Genomic DNA, 16,061 nt, shown 5'->3' on the forward strand with positions numbered 1-16,061 from the left:
TACTTAATCTACTGTCCGATGTAAGTTCGCACATTTAGATACACATGACGAGGTTCGTAATTAGGGACTTCTACTTCCTATATCCGTGAGGTAGCGGTCGGATTGGGACATCTACCATACATACCCGCTGACTATCCAAAAGTTGGGACATCACATCCCCTATTTATGTACGGACGTCGCATCTGGAAATTGGTACAGTGTGCGCTCAACTAAATACACTTAAGCCGCACAAGCACATATTGTTTAAGACACCGCTACATTCATTTCCGCACACTTTCGCGGAAAATTTTTTCGCTTACACCTTCCTTGACGACAGAGGATTCGATTTTGCACAATCTAGTCGGTATGTCGCTGACATAATAGACACGCCACTTTCGATTCGCACACTTTGTTGCCCCCTCCCCTCACTTAGTTATTCGATGAAAATCACCGTTTCGCACACTTTCCTGGAATATTTTTTTTGTAACCAGCGAAACCACGCGCACAAACGTTCGTATAGATAAGCATAAGAAACGCCCGGTACCGACGTTTGCAGCCGAGGATACCGAGCGTTCGAGGTAGATCCGATATGAAACGCGCTGCCTAACGGAGTGCCAGCTCCGCAGCGACCGAGTCGCACGCGCTAAATACCGCAGTCCTATATGTCAACCGGACGAAACGTTGCCGCGTTCCACCCGAGAAGCAAGCGATCGGCCGCGAGAGAAGTGGTTGGCGCCACTCTCCCGCAGCAAGACGCAGTTAGCACTACGTCCGTCCACCTACCGTTTAGCGCCGGTAGATGCTCGTACAGGTCGTTGACGCGACCGAGATAATTCTCCGCGGGATGGTTCCCGCCATCACCTACGGTATAAAATGAGAGCGCGGTTGCAGCCGCATTTACCCGCATGACGATCCGAAGCCGTTGACGCGGTCCGGTACGGGTTTGAAACGAACGAAACGCTGTCCAGGGCACGCCCCTCCCACTGAAACCGCGTTGCAGCGCAGTCAAGGTTCGAACGGGGCTTGTCCGCTACTCTAATGGCGCGCCAAAATCGTCATACTCCACGACCAACTCATCCGGATATGGCTCGTTAATAAGGAGATACGCTTCTGCGTCATCGTCGTAATAACCGGTCAGCAATTCGAACGCGGTGAGTTGCGTCAAACGCGTGTAAAGATCTAGCGTTGTGGCCTCACGTGCCGCCTCCTTCTCCGCCGACAGGTACGCGATATGAACGGAGTTACCGTCCTGTGCATAAAGCCCTTCGTAAGTGAACGGTACGACCGGTAAAAGAAACGCGCTACCTTCGTGTATATAAATTGCGTGGCGACTATTTGGAAGCAATAGTCCGCGGTAGAACGGCTTTTGTGCGAGCATCCCGTTAATTCGAATCGATATCGGCGTCACCATTAGCGCCCCCCTTCTTTTCGTACATATCAATGTCAATGCCGATCGTCATTAAAACACGCGTCACGATATCGAAACCGCGCATCCCCGTAAGGTCGCGATAAATGCGACGTACGGTCTCCTCAACGTCATCGGCTGCGATTCCTTTCGCGAGGATTGATCCGCCGCCGTCCCAATCCTTTATATACGTACCTGACGGCGTGAGCGGCTTAACGCGGTCAATCCATATCTCTCCGTACATAGGGTCGCGGTGAAACGCGTAATTCTCTTCGACCAGGAACGCGTCGTATAAGTAGAAACGGTGACTGCCCGGCTCCATCGGTCCGTAAACTAGCTTAATTGGCTGCGGTTCGTTCATTTGGAGCGCCCCTTCCGGTACATCCAACTCAAGTCCGTACGCTGGAAGTACTCCCGCGCGAATAGCCGCTCGTCTGATCCGTTCGAGCGAACGCCGCTCAGATCCGCGACAAAGCTGCTCAAGATGTCCGACACGCTGACGTTATACGACCTCGCGAATTCTCTAAACGCCGCGTACTGCTCTTGCGTAATATCGACGTTTACTCTCATCGCGTAGCACCTCCGATAAAGGATGTGAGAAGTGCGCGCAGGAACTCGCCCGCAATCAATCCGAGAGCGCGCGCCAGGAACCGACCACGCGGCGTTTTGCGGCGACGATTAGCCGACGGCGACGACATCAGCATCAACATATTGCGCGACCTCCTTCCGTGGGATAAATCCAAGTGCGGCTAGTTGAGCGTTACTGACTTCGACGGAACCGAGCGTGCTGCGCGGGCTGATGCCTGTTACGCGGACAAAGAACGACGCTTGGCAAACGAACTTTTCCGTAGCAGGTCGATTAAGCAGCGTTGCGTAAACGAGGTTGTCCGGCGTGCGGACGTAGCGAATTTTATGAACGAGATCGGCGAACGGAACGATATTAAACTTTTTTGTCATACTGGTGGAACCTCCCGTCAGATATTTCGTAATATTGAATAACGTTATTTGGTTATTTATAACTATATATCGTTATTTCGTTATTGTCAAACATTTATTTATCGATATCTTGAATCCTGTTATAATAGGGATAAGAATCGTTTAATCGAGGCGGGAAACTCATGAAAGTTAGAGTCGTTACGAAAGTAGACCAGTTGCTAGTTGCTAAAAACATGACTCAGATTAAGCTTGCTGAATTGACTGAATTGCGCCCTAGCACGATAAGCGAGATCGTGCGCGGAACTCGCAGCGTTATAAACAAAGACCACATTGCAAAGATCGCTGAGGTTTTAGGAATCGAAGACATTAGTGAGATAATTGAATTGCAAATAACCGAATAGCAGTTTGCTACAAACAACATTGGAAACAAAATAAACCGCCACAATAGCTGGCGGTTTTTACGTGCAGGAATTTCCATTTTCACGACGAATATACGTTCGCAGAGGTGATCGTTCGTGGTCGAAAAGTACCCGTTGCTCAATGAGCGCGACAAGACGATGTTTGTATTCGCGAAGAACGGCCAGTTTTACGGTCACATCGTAAAGAACCGCACCGCAAAAGCGCCGGCCAAATTCGTGTTTGAGACGGAAAAGTACGGCTCGACCGCGGAATTAAAGGCGGCATATCCTGAAGACTCGACGTCTCCCTAACCGGAGGCGTTTTTCTTTTCGCATACGCAGGAAATCGCGCCATAATTGTCGAATAATGGCGTAACATACCCATAACCAGGAGGAAGCTCACAACTTGGAAAACAACACGTTACTGCCCTACTTAGTCTTAGCAATAATTATCGCCGCGTTCTTCTTATTCCGCGAAGTCATGACGTGGTATTGGAAGCAAAACAAGATCGTTGAACTGCTTGAACGTATCGACAGCAAATTGGAAGTGATCGCGAATACCGACAAGGAGACGTATGATGAAACAAAAGAACAGCTCCGCCGGCTTTCGTAGCCTCTCTACGCTTCTCCACCTGCGGACAGCCGTAATCGAGCAGCGCCCCGTCCTCGTATTTATGGCGGGAGAGCTCATCGGCAGCGGCGTTATTGACGCGATCGATGAGAACGTTACGTTCGATGACATTACGGAGGATATCGTCTATATCAAGGGTGAGCGGTATATTCGGAATGTGTGCGCATTTTATTACGCAAGATAGACGCGCTCACTAAGAACGCGTCTTCTGTATTTTTGTGCCTTATTTTTTACCCGCTAACTTTCGAGCATACCCAAAAATACAAGTGACTGCAATGAAGTTTACTAATCTGTAGTTGGGGAGTAACATTACTTTGGCCTGTTGCCTCCCACTATCGGGGTCAATTTCTCCTGGAACCGTATGCCACTCAAACGAATGATACATACCGATCGGATCAGTGTGCGGCGTCTCAGTTCCGCGATGAGTATATGCTGAACGAAAATCATACATGTTCGCTAGAATCTCGTGTACTAACTCCTCGTTTAATTCAGAAGGATGGACATCAAGAGGGCTTCTTAGAGTAAAGTCCTCTGCAAATGAATCCCCCCATATTTCCCTCATAAGTGCCTCCTCCTTTTCGCGAGGATGAGGCAACTGCTCCCAAAATGAGTGCGGACAGTTATCTATTATAAACTTTACAAATCGCTCAGTTATGTAATGATTTTTCCCTCTTGCATCTTTATATAAGCTGTATAATTCCTCGATATCAGGATTATTCTTCGCTAGCTCTTCCCACACATTTGTCTTCTCTTTTGAGTCTTTCTTCTTAACCTTATCCCGTTTAACAGCAATTTGGGCAATCGACTCAATAGCCGAGATTAGAAGGTAGTATGAAAGAGAAAAATCGTCTCGTCTAGTTAACAACGACAATTGCACAAGTCGTATAGCTTGCATTAGATCCTGATATTTATCGTACGGCACGGTAACAAGTAATTCAATCAAACTCGCGGTTTTCTCGGCGAACAAATTAATTTCATCATCGGATAAGTTGTAAACGTGCGCACCTGGGCCGGCAACAACTACAGAGAAGTTTTGAGCTAAAACGTGAAACTTACTCTCATCGTTTGAATACATTAAGTTCCTAAGTGGTTTTACCGGCCTTGAAGTCGCAAATGACAGCACTGCACTGAAAGCAATTGCGAATAAATTTGCCTCTCGTTTATGTCTTATTCTTGCAGGTGGGATAATTTCTGAAATAAATGCACAATAAGGACCTGCCATTCTGATTTCTTTTGATTCTAGTACCTTAAAATCACCAAAATCTATAGCCTTAGTTAAATTAAAGTCAGTTAGAACAAAAACACCCTTATCTAATGTTGCAGCGCGCATCTCATCATCGTCTGCGTAACGTGTCGGAGTACGCTCACCTCCTACTCTGAATATCGGTACGCATTCTTTGAATAAGATGTGGTCATCCGCAATTCTCATACAGATCCCCCCTCCAAATATAAAGACATTAGCAATTAAGTATTTCTATGCAAGGAAGAAATTACCTCCCTGCCATTCCTATGAGTTAAAAAGTTATCCAAATAACTTTCGGGGTTTTGCATCATAATATGAACGTTGTCGGTTTACCCGACCCGGCCGTGCGCGAATCGGTGGAACGGGTTCGGGCCGCGATCAAAAACTGCGGCTTCAGCTTTCCGCTGGAACGCATCACGATTAATTTGGCTCCCGCCGATCTGCGCAAGGAAGGCACCGCATTCGATCTTGCGATTGCCGCGGCGATTCTAGCGGCCAGCTCGCAATTGAAGGCGGAGACCTTGGGCGACACGCTCGTGCTTGGGGAACTGGCGCTCAGCGGCGAGGTACGGGCCATCCCCGGCGTGCTGGCCATGGTCGAGCAAGCCAAGCTGCGCGGCATGACAAGGGTGCTCCTCCCTGCCGGCAACGCGCCCGAGGCTGCCTTTATCGGAGGCATGGAGCTGTTCGCGCTCCGACATCTGAGTCAACTGCAGGGCGGTGGCGGACCGGACAAATGGGAGGCGCTTCGATATGACCCTGCATCGGAGACTTCGCTGTCCTCGGCAGTTGAGCATTCCGCGCATGGCGATTTCGGCGACGTGCTCGGCCAACATCATGCCAAACGAGCGCTCATGATTGCCGCGGCCGGCAATCATAACGTCCTCTTCAGCGGACCGCCCGGGACCGGCAAAACCATGCTCGCCCGCCGGCTGCCCGGCATCATGCCCCCGCTTGGGGAAGAAGAAGCGCTGCAGGTCACCAAAATCTACAGCTCCGCCGGCAAGCTGCCGCATGGCGTAGCTTCGCTGCTTCGCGAACGTCCTTTTCGCACGCCGCACCACACGATCTCGGCAGCGGGCCTCATCGGGGGAGGCTCAATTCCAAGACCGGGCGAAGTGACGCTTGCGCATTTTGGCGTATTGTTCCTAGATGAGCTGCCCGAGTTTTCGAGAAATGCCCTGGAAGTGCTCCGTCAGCCGCTCGAAGACCGTGAGGTGACCATCGCGCGATCGAGAGCCGTCTTCCGCTTTCCCGCACATTTCCTGCTCGCGAGCTCGATGAATCCCTGCCCGTGCGGCTATTTCGGCCATGATACGGAAGACAAACGCTGCCAATGCAGCGAGCTTGCGATCTCCCGATATCGCGCCAAAATCTCCGGCCCTCTGCTGGATCGGATCGATATGCACATCGAAGTCGCGCGGCCGGCCAATACGGAAGGGCTGCAGCCGGGGATGTCGTCTGCGGAAATGCGCAAGCAGGTGCTCGAAGCCCATAAACGCGGACAGGAACGGATCAAGCGAACAGGCGCGCCTCTAGCCGCCCTAGCCGGGGCCTCCCTGCAACGTGCCGTATCCCGTACCCGAGAAGCGAACGAATTATTAATGTTGGCTTTCGATTCGCTCGGCGTCAGCCTTCGCGCGCATGACCGCATTCTAAAGCTAGCCCGCACGATCGCTGACATCGAGGCATGCGAACTCGTCGACGCGCCGCATGTTGCGGAAGCGATTGGATACCGAAGCCTCGACCGTAATTTGCACGCGCATTAATTCGGCGGGTTACTTCCATGAAAGATTGCAACCCCCCAACAAAAAATCTCCTTGTCAGCCGTTTCGCCAGATTTCAATAGGCCGCCTGCAGTCCTTTATGGATTCGCCGGCGGCCTATATCTATCTGGTTTGGCCGAAAAGGAGGTTCTTATGTGCACAAGCGATCAGAATGCGGATTCGATATGCCGATATTCCAAGGCCTCGCTTGTGTTCCGATCCAATGTAATGGCTGCCACATCGAAACGGACGGGTACGCCGGCGTAGCCGTACCGATGCAGATACACTTCGGCGACCGAGCGAACTCGCAGCTGCTTCCGATAGTCGACTGACTCGGCGGCCGTGCCGAACCGCCCCCCGGAAGTCCGCGTTCGAACTTCGACAAACACGATGACGCCCCGATGTTCCGCGACAAGATCCAACTCGCCCGACCTGCAGCGCCAATTCCGGTTCAAAATGGCATAACCAGCAGATGCCAATCGGCTAGCCGCGATCTCTTCGCCTCGCTGCCCCGTCGCATTTTTTTTGCCGCGTAACGGCTGCCGCGCGGTCATTGCAGCTGTCCTCCCGCCCGCTTGTCCGAACGATAGACGAAGCTTAAAATCTCCGCGACGAGCAAGTACAGTTCAGGGGGGATTTCCTGGGCAATATCCAGCTTCGCCAGCACTTCGACGAGCGATTTGTCTTCTTGAACCGGCACCCCGTTCTCGGCGGCTTTCTCGACGATCACGTCCGCGATCCGGCCGCTCCCTTTGGCGACGACGACCGGCGCTGAACCTGTGCCCGGTTCGTATTTAAGCGCGACCGCTTTTTTCGCTGACGTCGGCCGTCCCTTGCCATCTGAATGATTCGGCTTCATGCCCGGTAATCCACCCCTTTGTAAGGCTTGGACGCATAGGCTGCTTGAACCGGCGCGGGCGCCGCCGCAGACGACGTATCGGAAGCGAATGCAAGCCGGTCCGGCATCGGCGTCGAGCGCAGCGAAGACAGCTGATAGCCGGCTTGCTTCAACGCCTCCGTAATTTCGGCGCGCGAGCCGTCGAGCAGGCTCTCAATGGCCGGATGATCGTTCCACAGCCGCAGCGATACGATTTTGTCCACCACCTGCACGTCCACGATCGTATCGCCCAGCGATTTCATGCGTAGATCAAACATAAGCCGGCAGTTGTCCGCATCCAACTCTCCTTTGCGCCCTCTTCTCGTTTGGATATGGATCGAAGCCGTTTGGTCGCCATCGGCCGTTTTAAGCGGAATGAACATCGTCACATGGGTGAAGGGAGAACCGTTGCGTTCCGGCGACAACAACAGCTGCTGGCCCGTAATTTGCTGAATGAGCTGCTGGGCGGTTTCTTTAAGCGCCGGTGGCACGTCATCGCTGCCGGCCAGCGACATCAGCGCATGCTTCAACGACTCCGCGGGAGGCGCGGGTTCCCCCTTCGGTCCGGCGGCCGTCATCTCGCCCCCTTGCAGAATCTGCCCCTGTGCTTGAGACATCCTATCCGTAAAGGCCGCGCTCCCGCCTCGTTCCGCTGCTCCCGCGACCGCTGTACTAATCGCTTGGTCGGATGAACGAACTTCCTGCCTCGCTGCCCCTCCCTCGCGCATGAGCGAAGACGATTGCTGCGGCTGGACGGATTGCGCTGAAGAACCACTCTGCTGCGCAGACGGTACGTTTGATGCGCCTTGCTGCGATTGCGCGGTAGACACTGCCTGGGTCTGGCCGACCTGCTGCGTACTGGATGCCGGAGTCGATGTTGTCGAAGATGCCATTGGCTGCGTCGTCACCGCCTGCTTCGTTGGGGACGCGGCTTCCGGACCTGGCTGCCCGGAACCTGAAGACGGCGCCGGAACGGCCTGTGAGCCTTGCTGAGGCGCTCGCTGCTGCTCCGTCCCCTTTGTCCCTTGCGCGGTTTCATCGGCCATCGAGGAGGCTTGGGCGGCCGTCTCCCCGAGCGTCACCTGTTCGCGCGCGGCGTGCGCAAGCAATCGCTCATGATCCACGCCGAACCACTTCATCAGCTGACCTAATGCGCCACCGAGTGGATTTCGCGGTGGAGCGTCGAGTGATTCCGGCGTGTCTGGCTGCCCTTCGCTTCGAGCAGGCGATAGCATCGTACCCGCAGGCTTGTCCTCCGTCTCGCCTACTGTTGCTTCTGTCTGGGCGGCCGCTGTGGCACTCGCGGGTACTCCGATTGATGCTGCTACCCCCGTCTTGCCTTGTGCAGGCGCATTATCGCCCTCATTCGGAAGCTGCATCAGATCCGAACCTTCCGCCAACAGCCGGACAACTTCTCCTGCTGCCCGCTGTGCCGAGGCTGCGCCAGGTCCGTCCGGAGTCTTTGAAGCCCCCAGAAACTGTGTGAGTCCGTTCTCCAGCTTCTGAAGGAGTTCGTGTACCGGCGGTCCGCTCAGCGCCTGATGCAGCGATTTCATGGTCGTCTCCGTCATCGGCAGCCCTCGTTTCACCGCCACGGCCGCGGTTTGCATCCAGCTTTGCATATCGGCTTTCGCAGGCTTCATCTCCGCTGCCTGCATAAACTGGCCGATCACTTGCTTGTTCAGCGTGACGCCGCTGCTGCGCAAATCCCTGACTAACTCCCCGGCCCATTTGGTCTCCGGCAGACCGAGCGATTTCACCCATTCCTTCACCGTTTCATCGGATGGAGCGGCTTGCGCATCCACCGTCTTCATGACGATTTGCCCGTTGTCCGATGGCGGCTGAACTTGAAGCATCGCGCTCTGCCCAGGGGCCAAGCTCGCCTCCAGCTTCGCCCGCACCTGACTGCCGTTAATTTGAAGCAAGGCCTCGTTATCGTCCATTACCTGCAGAACGACGCCGCGCACGACTTGTCCGGCCTTTAATTCGAGCGCTTTGCCTTCGCCTTGCTGAACATCTCCCATAAGCCCGCGCATTACGTGCCCAATATTCATCTCGCCGTTCCTCCTCTCGCCCTATACTGCCTCTCTATGCTCTTTCGCGCCAGTCCTTGCCAACCTGCGCTGTTTAGCCTTATTATCGGCAAAAACATGAAATCTCTTAACCTTTGCCGGCAAAATGCTTCAGCTCAACAAAAATAAAGCCGGACAGCGCGTTCCGTTGCGGTGCTTCCGCGGAACTGCCTGCCCGGCATTCTTAGTCACTTTGCATTTGCGCCTCAAAATAAAACTTGCTGCTCGACGAACAGCTTGCCTAAAAACGACTTGCGATGCATCGGACTCGGACCGTATTCCAACAGCTTCTCCCGATGTAACTTCGTCGCATACCCCTTATGGATCGCGATGCCGTATTCCGGATACATCCGGTCCCACTCGTCCGCGCATAACCGATCCCGCGTAACCTTGGCTATGATCGAAGCCGCGGCGATCGATTGGCTGAGCGCATCACCCTTGATGATCGCCAGCTGTGGAAGATCGAGGTCTACCTTCTCCGCATCGACGAGCAAATAGTCCGGCTGGACGCCTCCAAGCTGTTCCACCGCCTGTCGCATAGCAAGCCTTGCAGCCTGTTTAATATTGATTTCATCCACGACAGAGGCGCTGACTCTTGCCGCCGCCCACGCGATCGCTTCGCCCGTGATTAGCTCGTACAGCGCTTCGCGCTTCTTCTCGGACAGTTTCTTGGAATCGTTAATGCCGTCAAGTATGAGTCCCTCCGGCAATATGACGGCCGCCGCCACCACATCGCCGAACAAACAACCGCGACCGACTTCGTCGATGCCGGCGATTAGCCGGTATCCCTGTTCCCACAGTCCGGTTTCGTACGTAAGCATGCCCAGTCTCTCCCGTTCCCCTATGGCGCTAACCGAGTTTGTACACGACGCAGACGTTTAGAAAAAATCTTCCGGCGCTTCGAAGGACAGTCTCCCCAGCTTGCCCGCGCGAAGTTCTCTCAAAATAATGCCCGACGTCTTCTCCAAATCGACGCGTCCGCCGCTCACTAGACAGCCGCGTTTGCGCCCGATATCTTCCATGACGCGCACGATCTCGTCCGTATCCTCCGGATCGGCCGGCGGCTTGTCGACGCCGAAGCGCTCCTCGATCATCGGCCAATACCGTTTCACCAGCACTTTAATCGCGAAGAATGCCACGTCCTCGATATTAATGACCTGCTCCTTGATGGCGCCCGTCATGGCGAGCATGTAGCCGACCATCTCGTCCTCGAATTTCGGCCAAAGGATACCCGGAGTATCCAGCAGTTCCATCTCCGTGCCGACCTTGATCCACTGCTGGCCTTTCGTGACGCCCGGACGATCCCCGGTCGCGGCAATGTTGCGTCCTGCCAGCCGGTTCGTCAGCGTAGATTTGCCGACATTCGGAATACCGACGATCAACGCGCGAATGGCGCGAGGATTCATCCCTTTGGCGATTTGGCGCGCGATTTTCTCATGCAAAATCTTCTTCGCCGCCGCCGGCACTTCGCCCACGCGCGATCCCGTAGAGGAATCGAGCGCCAAGCTGGCATGCCCTTCCTTCGCGAAAGCGGCCATCCACTGCTCCGTCGTCCGAGGGTCCGCCAGATCGGCTTTGTTCAGAATGATCAGCCGCGGCTTTCCTTGCAAAATTTCATCCACCATCGGGTTGCGGCTGGAATACGGCACGCGCGCATCAACCAGCTCGATAGCCAAATCGATCAATTTCAATTTATCCTGAATTTGTCTCCGGGCTCTCGTCATATGCCCCGGAAACCATTGTATGGTCATGCTGTCTTTCACCTCATCCGTGTTTAACGAACTGCAACTTATCCAGCGGCCAGAAAATAAAGTCCGCGCGCCCGACGATCCGTTCGTACTGCACGAATCCGATCATCCGGCTGTCCTGGCTGTTGGAACGATTGTCGCCGAATGCGAGCACGGTTCCTTCCGGCACCGTGTCCTCCGTAACCGTATCGTTCGGGAATCCTTCCCGCGTGTTGTACAGCTCTCCGCTCGCTTTCGCCGCCGCGATCGCCTCCGCCAGATACGGCTCGTCGACCTTCTCGCCGTTTATGTATAAATCGTCGCCTTCGTATTTAATCTTATCGCCTGGAACCCCGATGACCCGCTTGATGAAGTCGCGTCCTTGGTCTGGGACCTCGAATACGATAACTTCTCCGTGCTTCGGTGCCCGGATATCATAGATGATTTTGTTTACAATCAACCGTTCGCCTGTATAGAAGTTCGGCTCCATGGATTGTCCTTCCACGATAAAGGGAGCGAACAGGAACCAGCGGATGACCAGTACCAGCAGCGCCGCGATTGCCAGCGCCTTCACCCATTCCGCGATCTCGTTGCGGGCTTTGCTGCCTTTGGACCGCTCCGGATTGGTGTTGTGGTCGTTCCCCGCGCTTCTGTGGCCAGATTGGTCCAGTTGCGAGCCTTCGGTCTGCATACGGTCTTCGCCGTCCTCGTGTTTGCCGGATTGTGGATCCATCGCTTCCCTCCGTTCATAGCCATTCCGAATAAAACGAAAAGGGGACTTACTATGCGCAAGCCCCCCTCTTGTCGTTCATTAACGAATCTCTTTAATTCTCGCAGCTTTACCGCGCAGGTTACGAAGGTAGTACAGCTTCGCACGACGGACTTTACCGCGACGAGCTACTTCGATCTTTTCCAGCTTCGGCGAATGTACTGGGAACGTTCTTTCCACGCCCACACCATACGAAATTTTACGAACCGTAAATGTTTCGCTGATGCCGCCGCCGCGACGTTTGATTACAACGCCTTCGAACAGCTGGATACGCTCGCGGGAACCCTCGATAACTTTAACGTGTACCTTGAGCGTGTCTCCCGGACGGAAGTTTGGCAGATCTGTACGCAATTGTTCTTGCGTGATTGCTTGTACGATATTCATCTTAGAATCACTCCTTCCACCATAGACGTTCATATCAGCTCGCCGATTCATCACAGGAATCGGGTCGTCGCTGCCTAGCGGACCGTCCGACTATAACAAAAAGCAACATTTGAAATATTAACATAAAACACAGCGGATTGCAAACTTATTTTTCCGTCTGCTGCCGTTCGAGCCAAATTCGCTCTTTATCGGTCAAATCCGCGCGTTCGAGCAGCTCGGGACGACGCTTGAGCGTGCGCAGCAGCGACTGTTCTCTACGCCACTGCTCCACCTTCGCATGATGGCCGGATAGGAGTACATCGGGCACTTCCCAGCCTCTGAAGACCGCAGGGCGCGTATAGTGCGGATGCTCGATTAGTCCCGTGCTGAACGAATCCGTCACCGCGGATGTCTCGTTGCCTAGAACGCCAGGCAGCAGCCGGGCGACGCTGTCGATGACGACCATGGCCGGCAGTTCGCCGCCTGTCAGCACGTAATCGCCGATCGAAATCTCGTCGGTGACCAAATGCTCGCGAATCCGCTCGTCATAGCCTTCATAATGGCCGCAGACGAAGATGAGATGCTTCTCGCCGGCCAGTTGCTCGGCTTTGCGCTGCGTGAACGGTTCTCCCTGCGGGCACATGAGTACGACGCGCGGAGCGGCTTCCTCGTGCTGCCGGCTAACCAGATCTTCCACAGCCGCGAATAACGGCTCCGGCTTCAACACCATGCCGCCGCCGCCGCCGTAGGGGTAATCGTCAACCGTGTTATGTTTATTGTTGGCGTAGTCGCGGAAATTGACGGCGTTTAATTCCACGATGCCTTTATCCCGGGCCTTGCCCAAGATGCTGGCGCCGAAGACGCCGTCGAACATCTCCGGGAATAAGGTCAACACGTCGATCCGCACGATTAGATCAATCCTTCCATCAGCCGGACGATCACTGTCTTCGACGCGACATCAACGTTCAGAACGACATCGTCGATGACCGGAATAAGCAGTTCCTTGCCTTTGGCGGGTTTGACCACCCATACATCGTTCGCGCCCGGACTCAGGATCTCAGTAATCGTGCCAAGCTCCTGCCCCTCTTCGGTCACGACCTTGCAGCCGACGATCTCGTAGTGATAGTATTCGCCCTCTTCCAATTCGCCGAGCGCATCCTTCGAAATCTTGATTTCCCAGCCCTTATATTTCTCGACATCGTTAATATTATCGTAACCAGCCAGCTTGATCATAAACATGCCCTTATGCTCGCGCGCACCGGTAATTTCGATGTTGATACGTTGTTTCGTCTCGGGGTGTTCGATGACGAGCTTGCTGCCCGGCGCGAATCGCTCATCGGCGAAATGCGTCTGCGAGACGACCTTCAGCTCCCCTCGGATGCCATGGGTATTCACGATTTTGCCTACGGTAAGCATATCTTGTTCGTTCATGATGAGACTGCCCCTTTCCCTGCATGCTTAATTGTTCCATCGAAAAAGGGCTAGGATAAGGTATCCTAACCCTGCTTCGATGTACGATCGCTATGAAACGATATCGACCATGACGCGCTTGTCCGTCTTAACGGCCGCCGAGGAAACGACCGTCCGGAGCGCCTTTGCAATCCGTCCCTGCTTACCGATCACTTTGCCGACATCGCCGGGGTGAACGGTAAGCCGATAGACGGTGCCGCGATCGTCCTCTTTCACGTCGACGCGCACGTCCTCGGGGTGATCCACAAGAGCCTTCGCGATGACAAGAATTAACTCTTTCATGCAGCGGCCTCCGCTTAAGAAATATTATTTCTGAAGCTTCGATTCATGGAACTTTTTCAGAACGCCTGCTTGGGAGAGCAGGTTGCGAACCGTATCGGAAGCTTGCGCTCCAGTGTTCAGCCATTTCAGTGCTTTCTCTTCGTCGATCGTCACTTGAGCCGGTTGTGCAACCGGGTTGTAAGTACCGATCTCTTCGATAAAGCGACCGTCACGCGGGGAACGGGAGTCGGATACGACTACGCGGTAGAAAGGCGCTTTGTGCGCACCCATACGTTTCAAACGAATACGTACTGCCATTGTATTTCACCTCCTTACAATAGTAGAGCGGGAAGATTAGAACGGGAATTTCATCCCCTTGCCCAGCATCCCTTTCATGCCCTTTAAGCCTTTCATGCCGCCCTTCGGACCTTTAGGCCCCATCATGGACGAGAACTGCTTCATCATTTTCTTCATGTCGTCGAACTGCTTGATCAAACGGTTGACCTCGGCGATCGACGTGCCGCTGCCGGCTGCGATCCGCTTGCGGCGGCTATGGTTCAAGATTTCCGGCTTCTGCTTCTCTTCCTTCGTCATCGACTTGACGATCGCCTCTACGCGGGAGATCTGCTTCTCGTCCACCTTGACGTTCTTCATTTCCTTCATCTTGCCCATGCCAGGAAGCATGTCAAGCAACTGATCAAGCGGCCCCAAGTTGCGCACTTGTTCCATCTGTTCGAGGAAATCCTCGAACGTGAATTCGGCCGTACGCATTTTGCGTTCCATCTCGGCAGCCTTCTCGGCGTCGATGTTGGACTGCGCCTTCTCGATCAGGGAGAGCATATCGCCCATGCCGAGAATCCGGGATGCCATGCGGCTCGGATGGAAAGGCTCGAGCGGCTCGATCTTCTCGCCCGTGGCGACGAACTTGATCGGCGTGCCCGTAACGGCTTTGACCGACAAAGCGGCACCGCCGCGCGTATCGCCATCCAGCTTGGTGAGCACGACGCCCGTAAGCTCCAATTGGCTGTGGAAGCTCTGCGCGACGTTGACCGCCTCTTGACCCGTCATCGCGTCGACGACAAGGAGCACCTCGTCCGGCTTCGTGACTTCATGAACCTGACGAAGCTCATCCATGAGCGCTTCGTCGATGTGCAGACGACCGGCGGTATCGATAATAACATAGTCGTTGCCGTGCTCCTTCGCGTGAGCCAAGCCCGCGCGGGCAATCTCGACCGGCGATGTTTGGTCGCCCATCGTGAACACCGGAGCGCCGATGCCTTCGCCGAGCACTTGGAGCTGCTTGATCGCAGCCGGACGGTAAATGTCGCAGGCAACGAGCAGCGGACGGTGCTTGTCCTTTATCAGCATCTTGGCCAGCTTGCCAGAAGAGGTCGTCTTGCCGGCGCCCTGCAAACCTGCCATCAAGATGACCGTTGGCGGACGATTCGACTTCGCCAGCTTACTCTGCGTGCCGCCCATCAGCTCGGTCAATTCTTTGTTTACGATGTCGATGACGACCATGCCGGGCGTGAAGCTCTTCGTCACTTCCGCGCCAACGGCTTGCTCCTTCACCTTCGCGATGAAATCTTTGACGACTTTAAAGTTGACGTCGGCTTCCAACAAGGCAAGGCGCACCTCGCGCATCGCTTCGTTTACGTCTTCCTCGCTCAGCTTGCCTTTGCCGCGCAGCTTGCCGAACACATTCTGCAGCCGGCTTGTTAATCCTTCGAATGCCATGACCGTCACCTCGCTTATTGCTTATATGTAATGCTTATTCGTTCCCGTTGGTCTCCATCCCGCCGGATTCGATCGCGCGCAATCCTGCCGTGATGGCGGTTAGCCGCTTATTGAGCATGCCGTCCGCTTCCGCGGCGCAGGCTTCCAGCTTGCCGAGCCATTGCTGACGCGCATCATGCTTCGCCAACAGCTTAAGCTTGCTTTCATAGCCTTCCAGCACCGTCTCCGCACGCTTGATGTGCTCATATACGGCTTGGCGGCTCACTTCGAATTCGGCGGCGATTTCCCCGAGGGAATAATCGTCGTGAAAATAATATTTGAGAAAGGTTTGCTGCTTCTCGGTCAGCAGCGGCTCGTAAAAATCGAACAGCATGTTGATCCGGGTCGTCTTAGCAAGGGCATCGGGTCCTTGTACGGCCACCGTTAT

23 protein-coding genes are annotated in these 16,061 nt (G+C 54.3%); 5 read left to right on the plus strand and 18 right to left on the minus strand.

Annotated elements, in window-relative coordinates:
* Positions 1 to 1,009 precede the first annotated feature (1,009 nt).
* From ACFSKT_RS07820 to ACFSKT_RS07835, 4 genes are all read right to left on the minus strand, one after another.
* Positions 1,010 to 1,390, minus strand: a complete 381-nt coding sequence (locus ACFSKT_RS07820) for a hypothetical protein (protein ID WP_377722203.1) — start codon at positions 1,388 to 1,390, stop codon at positions 1,010 to 1,012.
* Positions 1,362 to 1,745 (minus strand): hypothetical protein, encoded by a 384-nt coding sequence (locus ACFSKT_RS07825; protein WP_377722204.1) that lies wholly within the window; start codon positions 1,743 to 1,745, stop codon positions 1,362 to 1,364. Before ACFSKT_RS07825 ends, ACFSKT_RS07820 begins: the two co-directional genes overlap by 29 nt.
* On the minus strand, positions 1,742 to 1,954 hold the full coding sequence (locus tag ACFSKT_RS07830; RefSeq protein ID WP_377722205.1) for a hypothetical protein: 213 nt from the start codon (positions 1,952 to 1,954) through the stop codon (positions 1,742 to 1,744). Before ACFSKT_RS07830 ends, ACFSKT_RS07825 begins: the two co-directional genes overlap by 4 nt.
* A 108-nt stretch (positions 1,955 to 2,062) precedes the next feature.
* The gene (locus tag ACFSKT_RS07835; protein ID WP_377722206.1) at positions 2,063 to 2,341 is read right to left on the minus strand and encodes a hypothetical protein; all 279 of its coding nucleotides are present in this window, start codon (positions 2,339 to 2,341) and stop codon (positions 2,063 to 2,065) included.
* A 161-nt stretch (positions 2,342 to 2,502) separates the two neighbouring features.
* Between ACFSKT_RS07835 and ACFSKT_RS07840 the strand changes: the two genes are divergently transcribed.
* The 4 genes from ACFSKT_RS07840 to ACFSKT_RS07855 all read left to right on the plus strand — a co-directional run bounded on the left by ACFSKT_RS07840 (position 2,503) and on the right by ACFSKT_RS07855 (position 3,533).
* On the plus strand, positions 2,503 to 2,721 hold the full coding sequence (locus tag ACFSKT_RS07840; protein ID WP_377722207.1) for a helix-turn-helix domain-containing protein: 219 nt from the start codon (positions 2,503 to 2,505) through the stop codon (positions 2,719 to 2,721).
* Between the two features lie 114 nt (positions 2,722 to 2,835).
* The gene (locus ACFSKT_RS07845) at positions 2,836 to 3,030 is read left to right on the plus strand and encodes a hypothetical protein (RefSeq protein WP_377722208.1); all 195 of its coding nucleotides are present in this window, start codon (positions 2,836 to 2,838) and stop codon (positions 3,028 to 3,030) included.
* A 94-nt stretch (positions 3,031 to 3,124) separates the two neighbouring features.
* On the plus strand, positions 3,125 to 3,331 hold the full coding sequence (locus tag ACFSKT_RS07850) for a hypothetical protein (RefSeq protein ID WP_377722209.1): 207 nt from the start codon (positions 3,125 to 3,127) through the stop codon (positions 3,329 to 3,331).
* Positions 3,297 to 3,533 carry a hypothetical protein gene (locus ACFSKT_RS07855; protein ID WP_377722210.1) on the plus strand — a complete coding sequence of 79 codons (237 nt, stop codon included), beginning with the start codon at positions 3,297 to 3,299 and terminating at the stop codon, positions 3,531 to 3,533. Before ACFSKT_RS07850 ends, ACFSKT_RS07855 begins: the two co-directional genes overlap by 35 nt.
* A gap of 39 nt (positions 3,534 to 3,572) precedes the next feature.
* On the opposite strand, the gene ACFSKT_RS07860 is transcribed toward ACFSKT_RS07855, so the two are convergent.
* Positions 3,573 to 4,778, minus strand: coding sequence for a hypothetical protein (locus ACFSKT_RS07860; protein ID WP_377722211.1), 1,206 nt, complete (start codon positions 4,776 to 4,778; stop codon positions 3,573 to 3,575).
* A gap of 128 nt (positions 4,779 to 4,906) precedes the next feature.
* On the opposite strand from ACFSKT_RS07860, the gene ACFSKT_RS07865 reads away from it, so the two are divergent.
* Positions 4,907 to 6,361 carry a YifB family Mg chelatase-like AAA ATPase gene (locus tag ACFSKT_RS07865; protein ID WP_377722212.1) on the plus strand — a complete coding sequence of 485 codons (1,455 nt, stop codon included), beginning with the start codon at positions 4,907 to 4,909 and terminating at the stop codon, positions 6,359 to 6,361.
* 164 nt (positions 6,362 to 6,525) lie between these two features.
* Here the strand turns inward: ACFSKT_RS07865 and ACFSKT_RS07870 are convergent, their stop codons facing one another.
* From ACFSKT_RS07870 to ylxM, 13 genes are all read right to left on the minus strand, one after another.
* Positions 6,526 to 6,912, minus strand: coding sequence for a YraN family protein (locus tag ACFSKT_RS07870; RefSeq protein WP_377722213.1), 387 nt, complete (start codon positions 6,910 to 6,912; stop codon positions 6,526 to 6,528).
* On the minus strand, positions 6,909 to 7,217 hold the full coding sequence (locus tag ACFSKT_RS07875; protein ID WP_377722214.1) for an EscU/YscU/HrcU family type III secretion system export apparatus switch protein: 309 nt from the start codon (positions 7,215 to 7,217) through the stop codon (positions 6,909 to 6,911). The genes ACFSKT_RS07870 and ACFSKT_RS07875 overlap by 4 nt, the downstream gene beginning before the upstream one ends.
* Positions 7,214 to 9,289, minus strand: a complete 2,076-nt coding sequence (locus tag ACFSKT_RS07880) for a hypothetical protein (protein ID WP_377722215.1) — start codon at positions 9,287 to 9,289, stop codon at positions 7,214 to 7,216. The genes ACFSKT_RS07875 and ACFSKT_RS07880 overlap by 4 nt, the downstream gene beginning before the upstream one ends.
* Positions 9,290 to 9,513: 224 nt before the next feature.
* Positions 9,514 to 10,128 carry a ribonuclease HII gene (locus tag ACFSKT_RS07885; protein WP_377722216.1) on the minus strand — a complete coding sequence of 205 codons (615 nt, stop codon included), beginning with the start codon at positions 10,126 to 10,128 and terminating at the stop codon, positions 9,514 to 9,516.
* A gap of 57 nt (positions 10,129 to 10,185) precedes the next feature.
* On the minus strand, positions 10,186 to 11,058 hold the full coding sequence (ylqF, locus tag ACFSKT_RS07890) for a ribosome biogenesis GTPase YlqF (protein WP_377722217.1): 873 nt from the start codon (positions 11,056 to 11,058) through the stop codon (positions 10,186 to 10,188).
* A gap of 13 nt (positions 11,059 to 11,071) precedes the next feature.
* Complete coding sequence (gene lepB, locus ACFSKT_RS07895; RefSeq protein ID WP_377722218.1) at positions 11,072 to 11,767, minus strand: signal peptidase I; 696 nt, start codon at positions 11,765 to 11,767, stop codon at positions 11,072 to 11,074.
* A gap of 78 nt (positions 11,768 to 11,845) precedes the next feature.
* Positions 11,846 to 12,187 carry a 50S ribosomal protein L19 gene (gene rplS, locus ACFSKT_RS07900; RefSeq protein WP_183598345.1) on the minus strand — a complete coding sequence of 114 codons (342 nt, stop codon included), beginning with the start codon at positions 12,185 to 12,187 and terminating at the stop codon, positions 11,846 to 11,848.
* 145 nt (positions 12,188 to 12,332) lie between these two features.
* Positions 12,333 to 13,073 carry a tRNA (guanosine(37)-N1)-methyltransferase TrmD gene (gene trmD / locus ACFSKT_RS07905; protein ID WP_377722219.1) on the minus strand — a complete coding sequence of 247 codons (741 nt, stop codon included), beginning with the start codon at positions 13,071 to 13,073 and terminating at the stop codon, positions 12,333 to 12,335.
* Positions 13,074 to 13,075: 2 nt separating this feature from the next.
* A complete protein-coding gene (gene rimM, locus ACFSKT_RS07910) occupies positions 13,076 to 13,597 on the minus strand; it encodes a ribosome maturation factor RimM (protein WP_377722220.1) in 522 nt (173 codons plus the stop codon).
* Between the two features lie 90 nt (positions 13,598 to 13,687).
* Positions 13,688 to 13,918, minus strand: a complete 231-nt coding sequence (locus tag ACFSKT_RS07915; protein WP_148928177.1) for a KH domain-containing protein — start codon at positions 13,916 to 13,918, stop codon at positions 13,688 to 13,690.
* Between the two features lie 24 nt (positions 13,919 to 13,942).
* The gene (gene rpsP / locus ACFSKT_RS07920) at positions 13,943 to 14,215 is read right to left on the minus strand and encodes a 30S ribosomal protein S16 (protein ID WP_377500139.1); all 273 of its coding nucleotides are present in this window, start codon (positions 14,213 to 14,215) and stop codon (positions 13,943 to 13,945) included.
* Positions 14,216 to 14,251: 36 nt separating this feature from the next.
* Positions 14,252 to 15,634 (minus strand): signal recognition particle protein, encoded by a 1,383-nt coding sequence (gene ffh / locus ACFSKT_RS07925; protein ID WP_377722221.1) that lies wholly within the window; start codon positions 15,632 to 15,634, stop codon positions 14,252 to 14,254.
* A gap of 34 nt (positions 15,635 to 15,668) precedes the next feature.
* Positions 15,669 to 16,007 (minus strand): YlxM family DNA-binding protein, encoded by a 339-nt coding sequence (ylxM, locus tag ACFSKT_RS07930; protein ID WP_377722857.1) that lies wholly within the window; start codon positions 16,005 to 16,007, stop codon positions 15,669 to 15,671.
* Positions 16,008 to 16,061 lie beyond the last annotated feature (54 nt).

Source organism: Paenibacillus xanthanilyticus (assembly GCF_042682185.1).
Classification (GTDB): Bacteria; Bacillota; Bacilli; order Paenibacillales; family Paenibacillaceae; genus Paenibacillus_Z; species Paenibacillus_Z xanthanilyticus.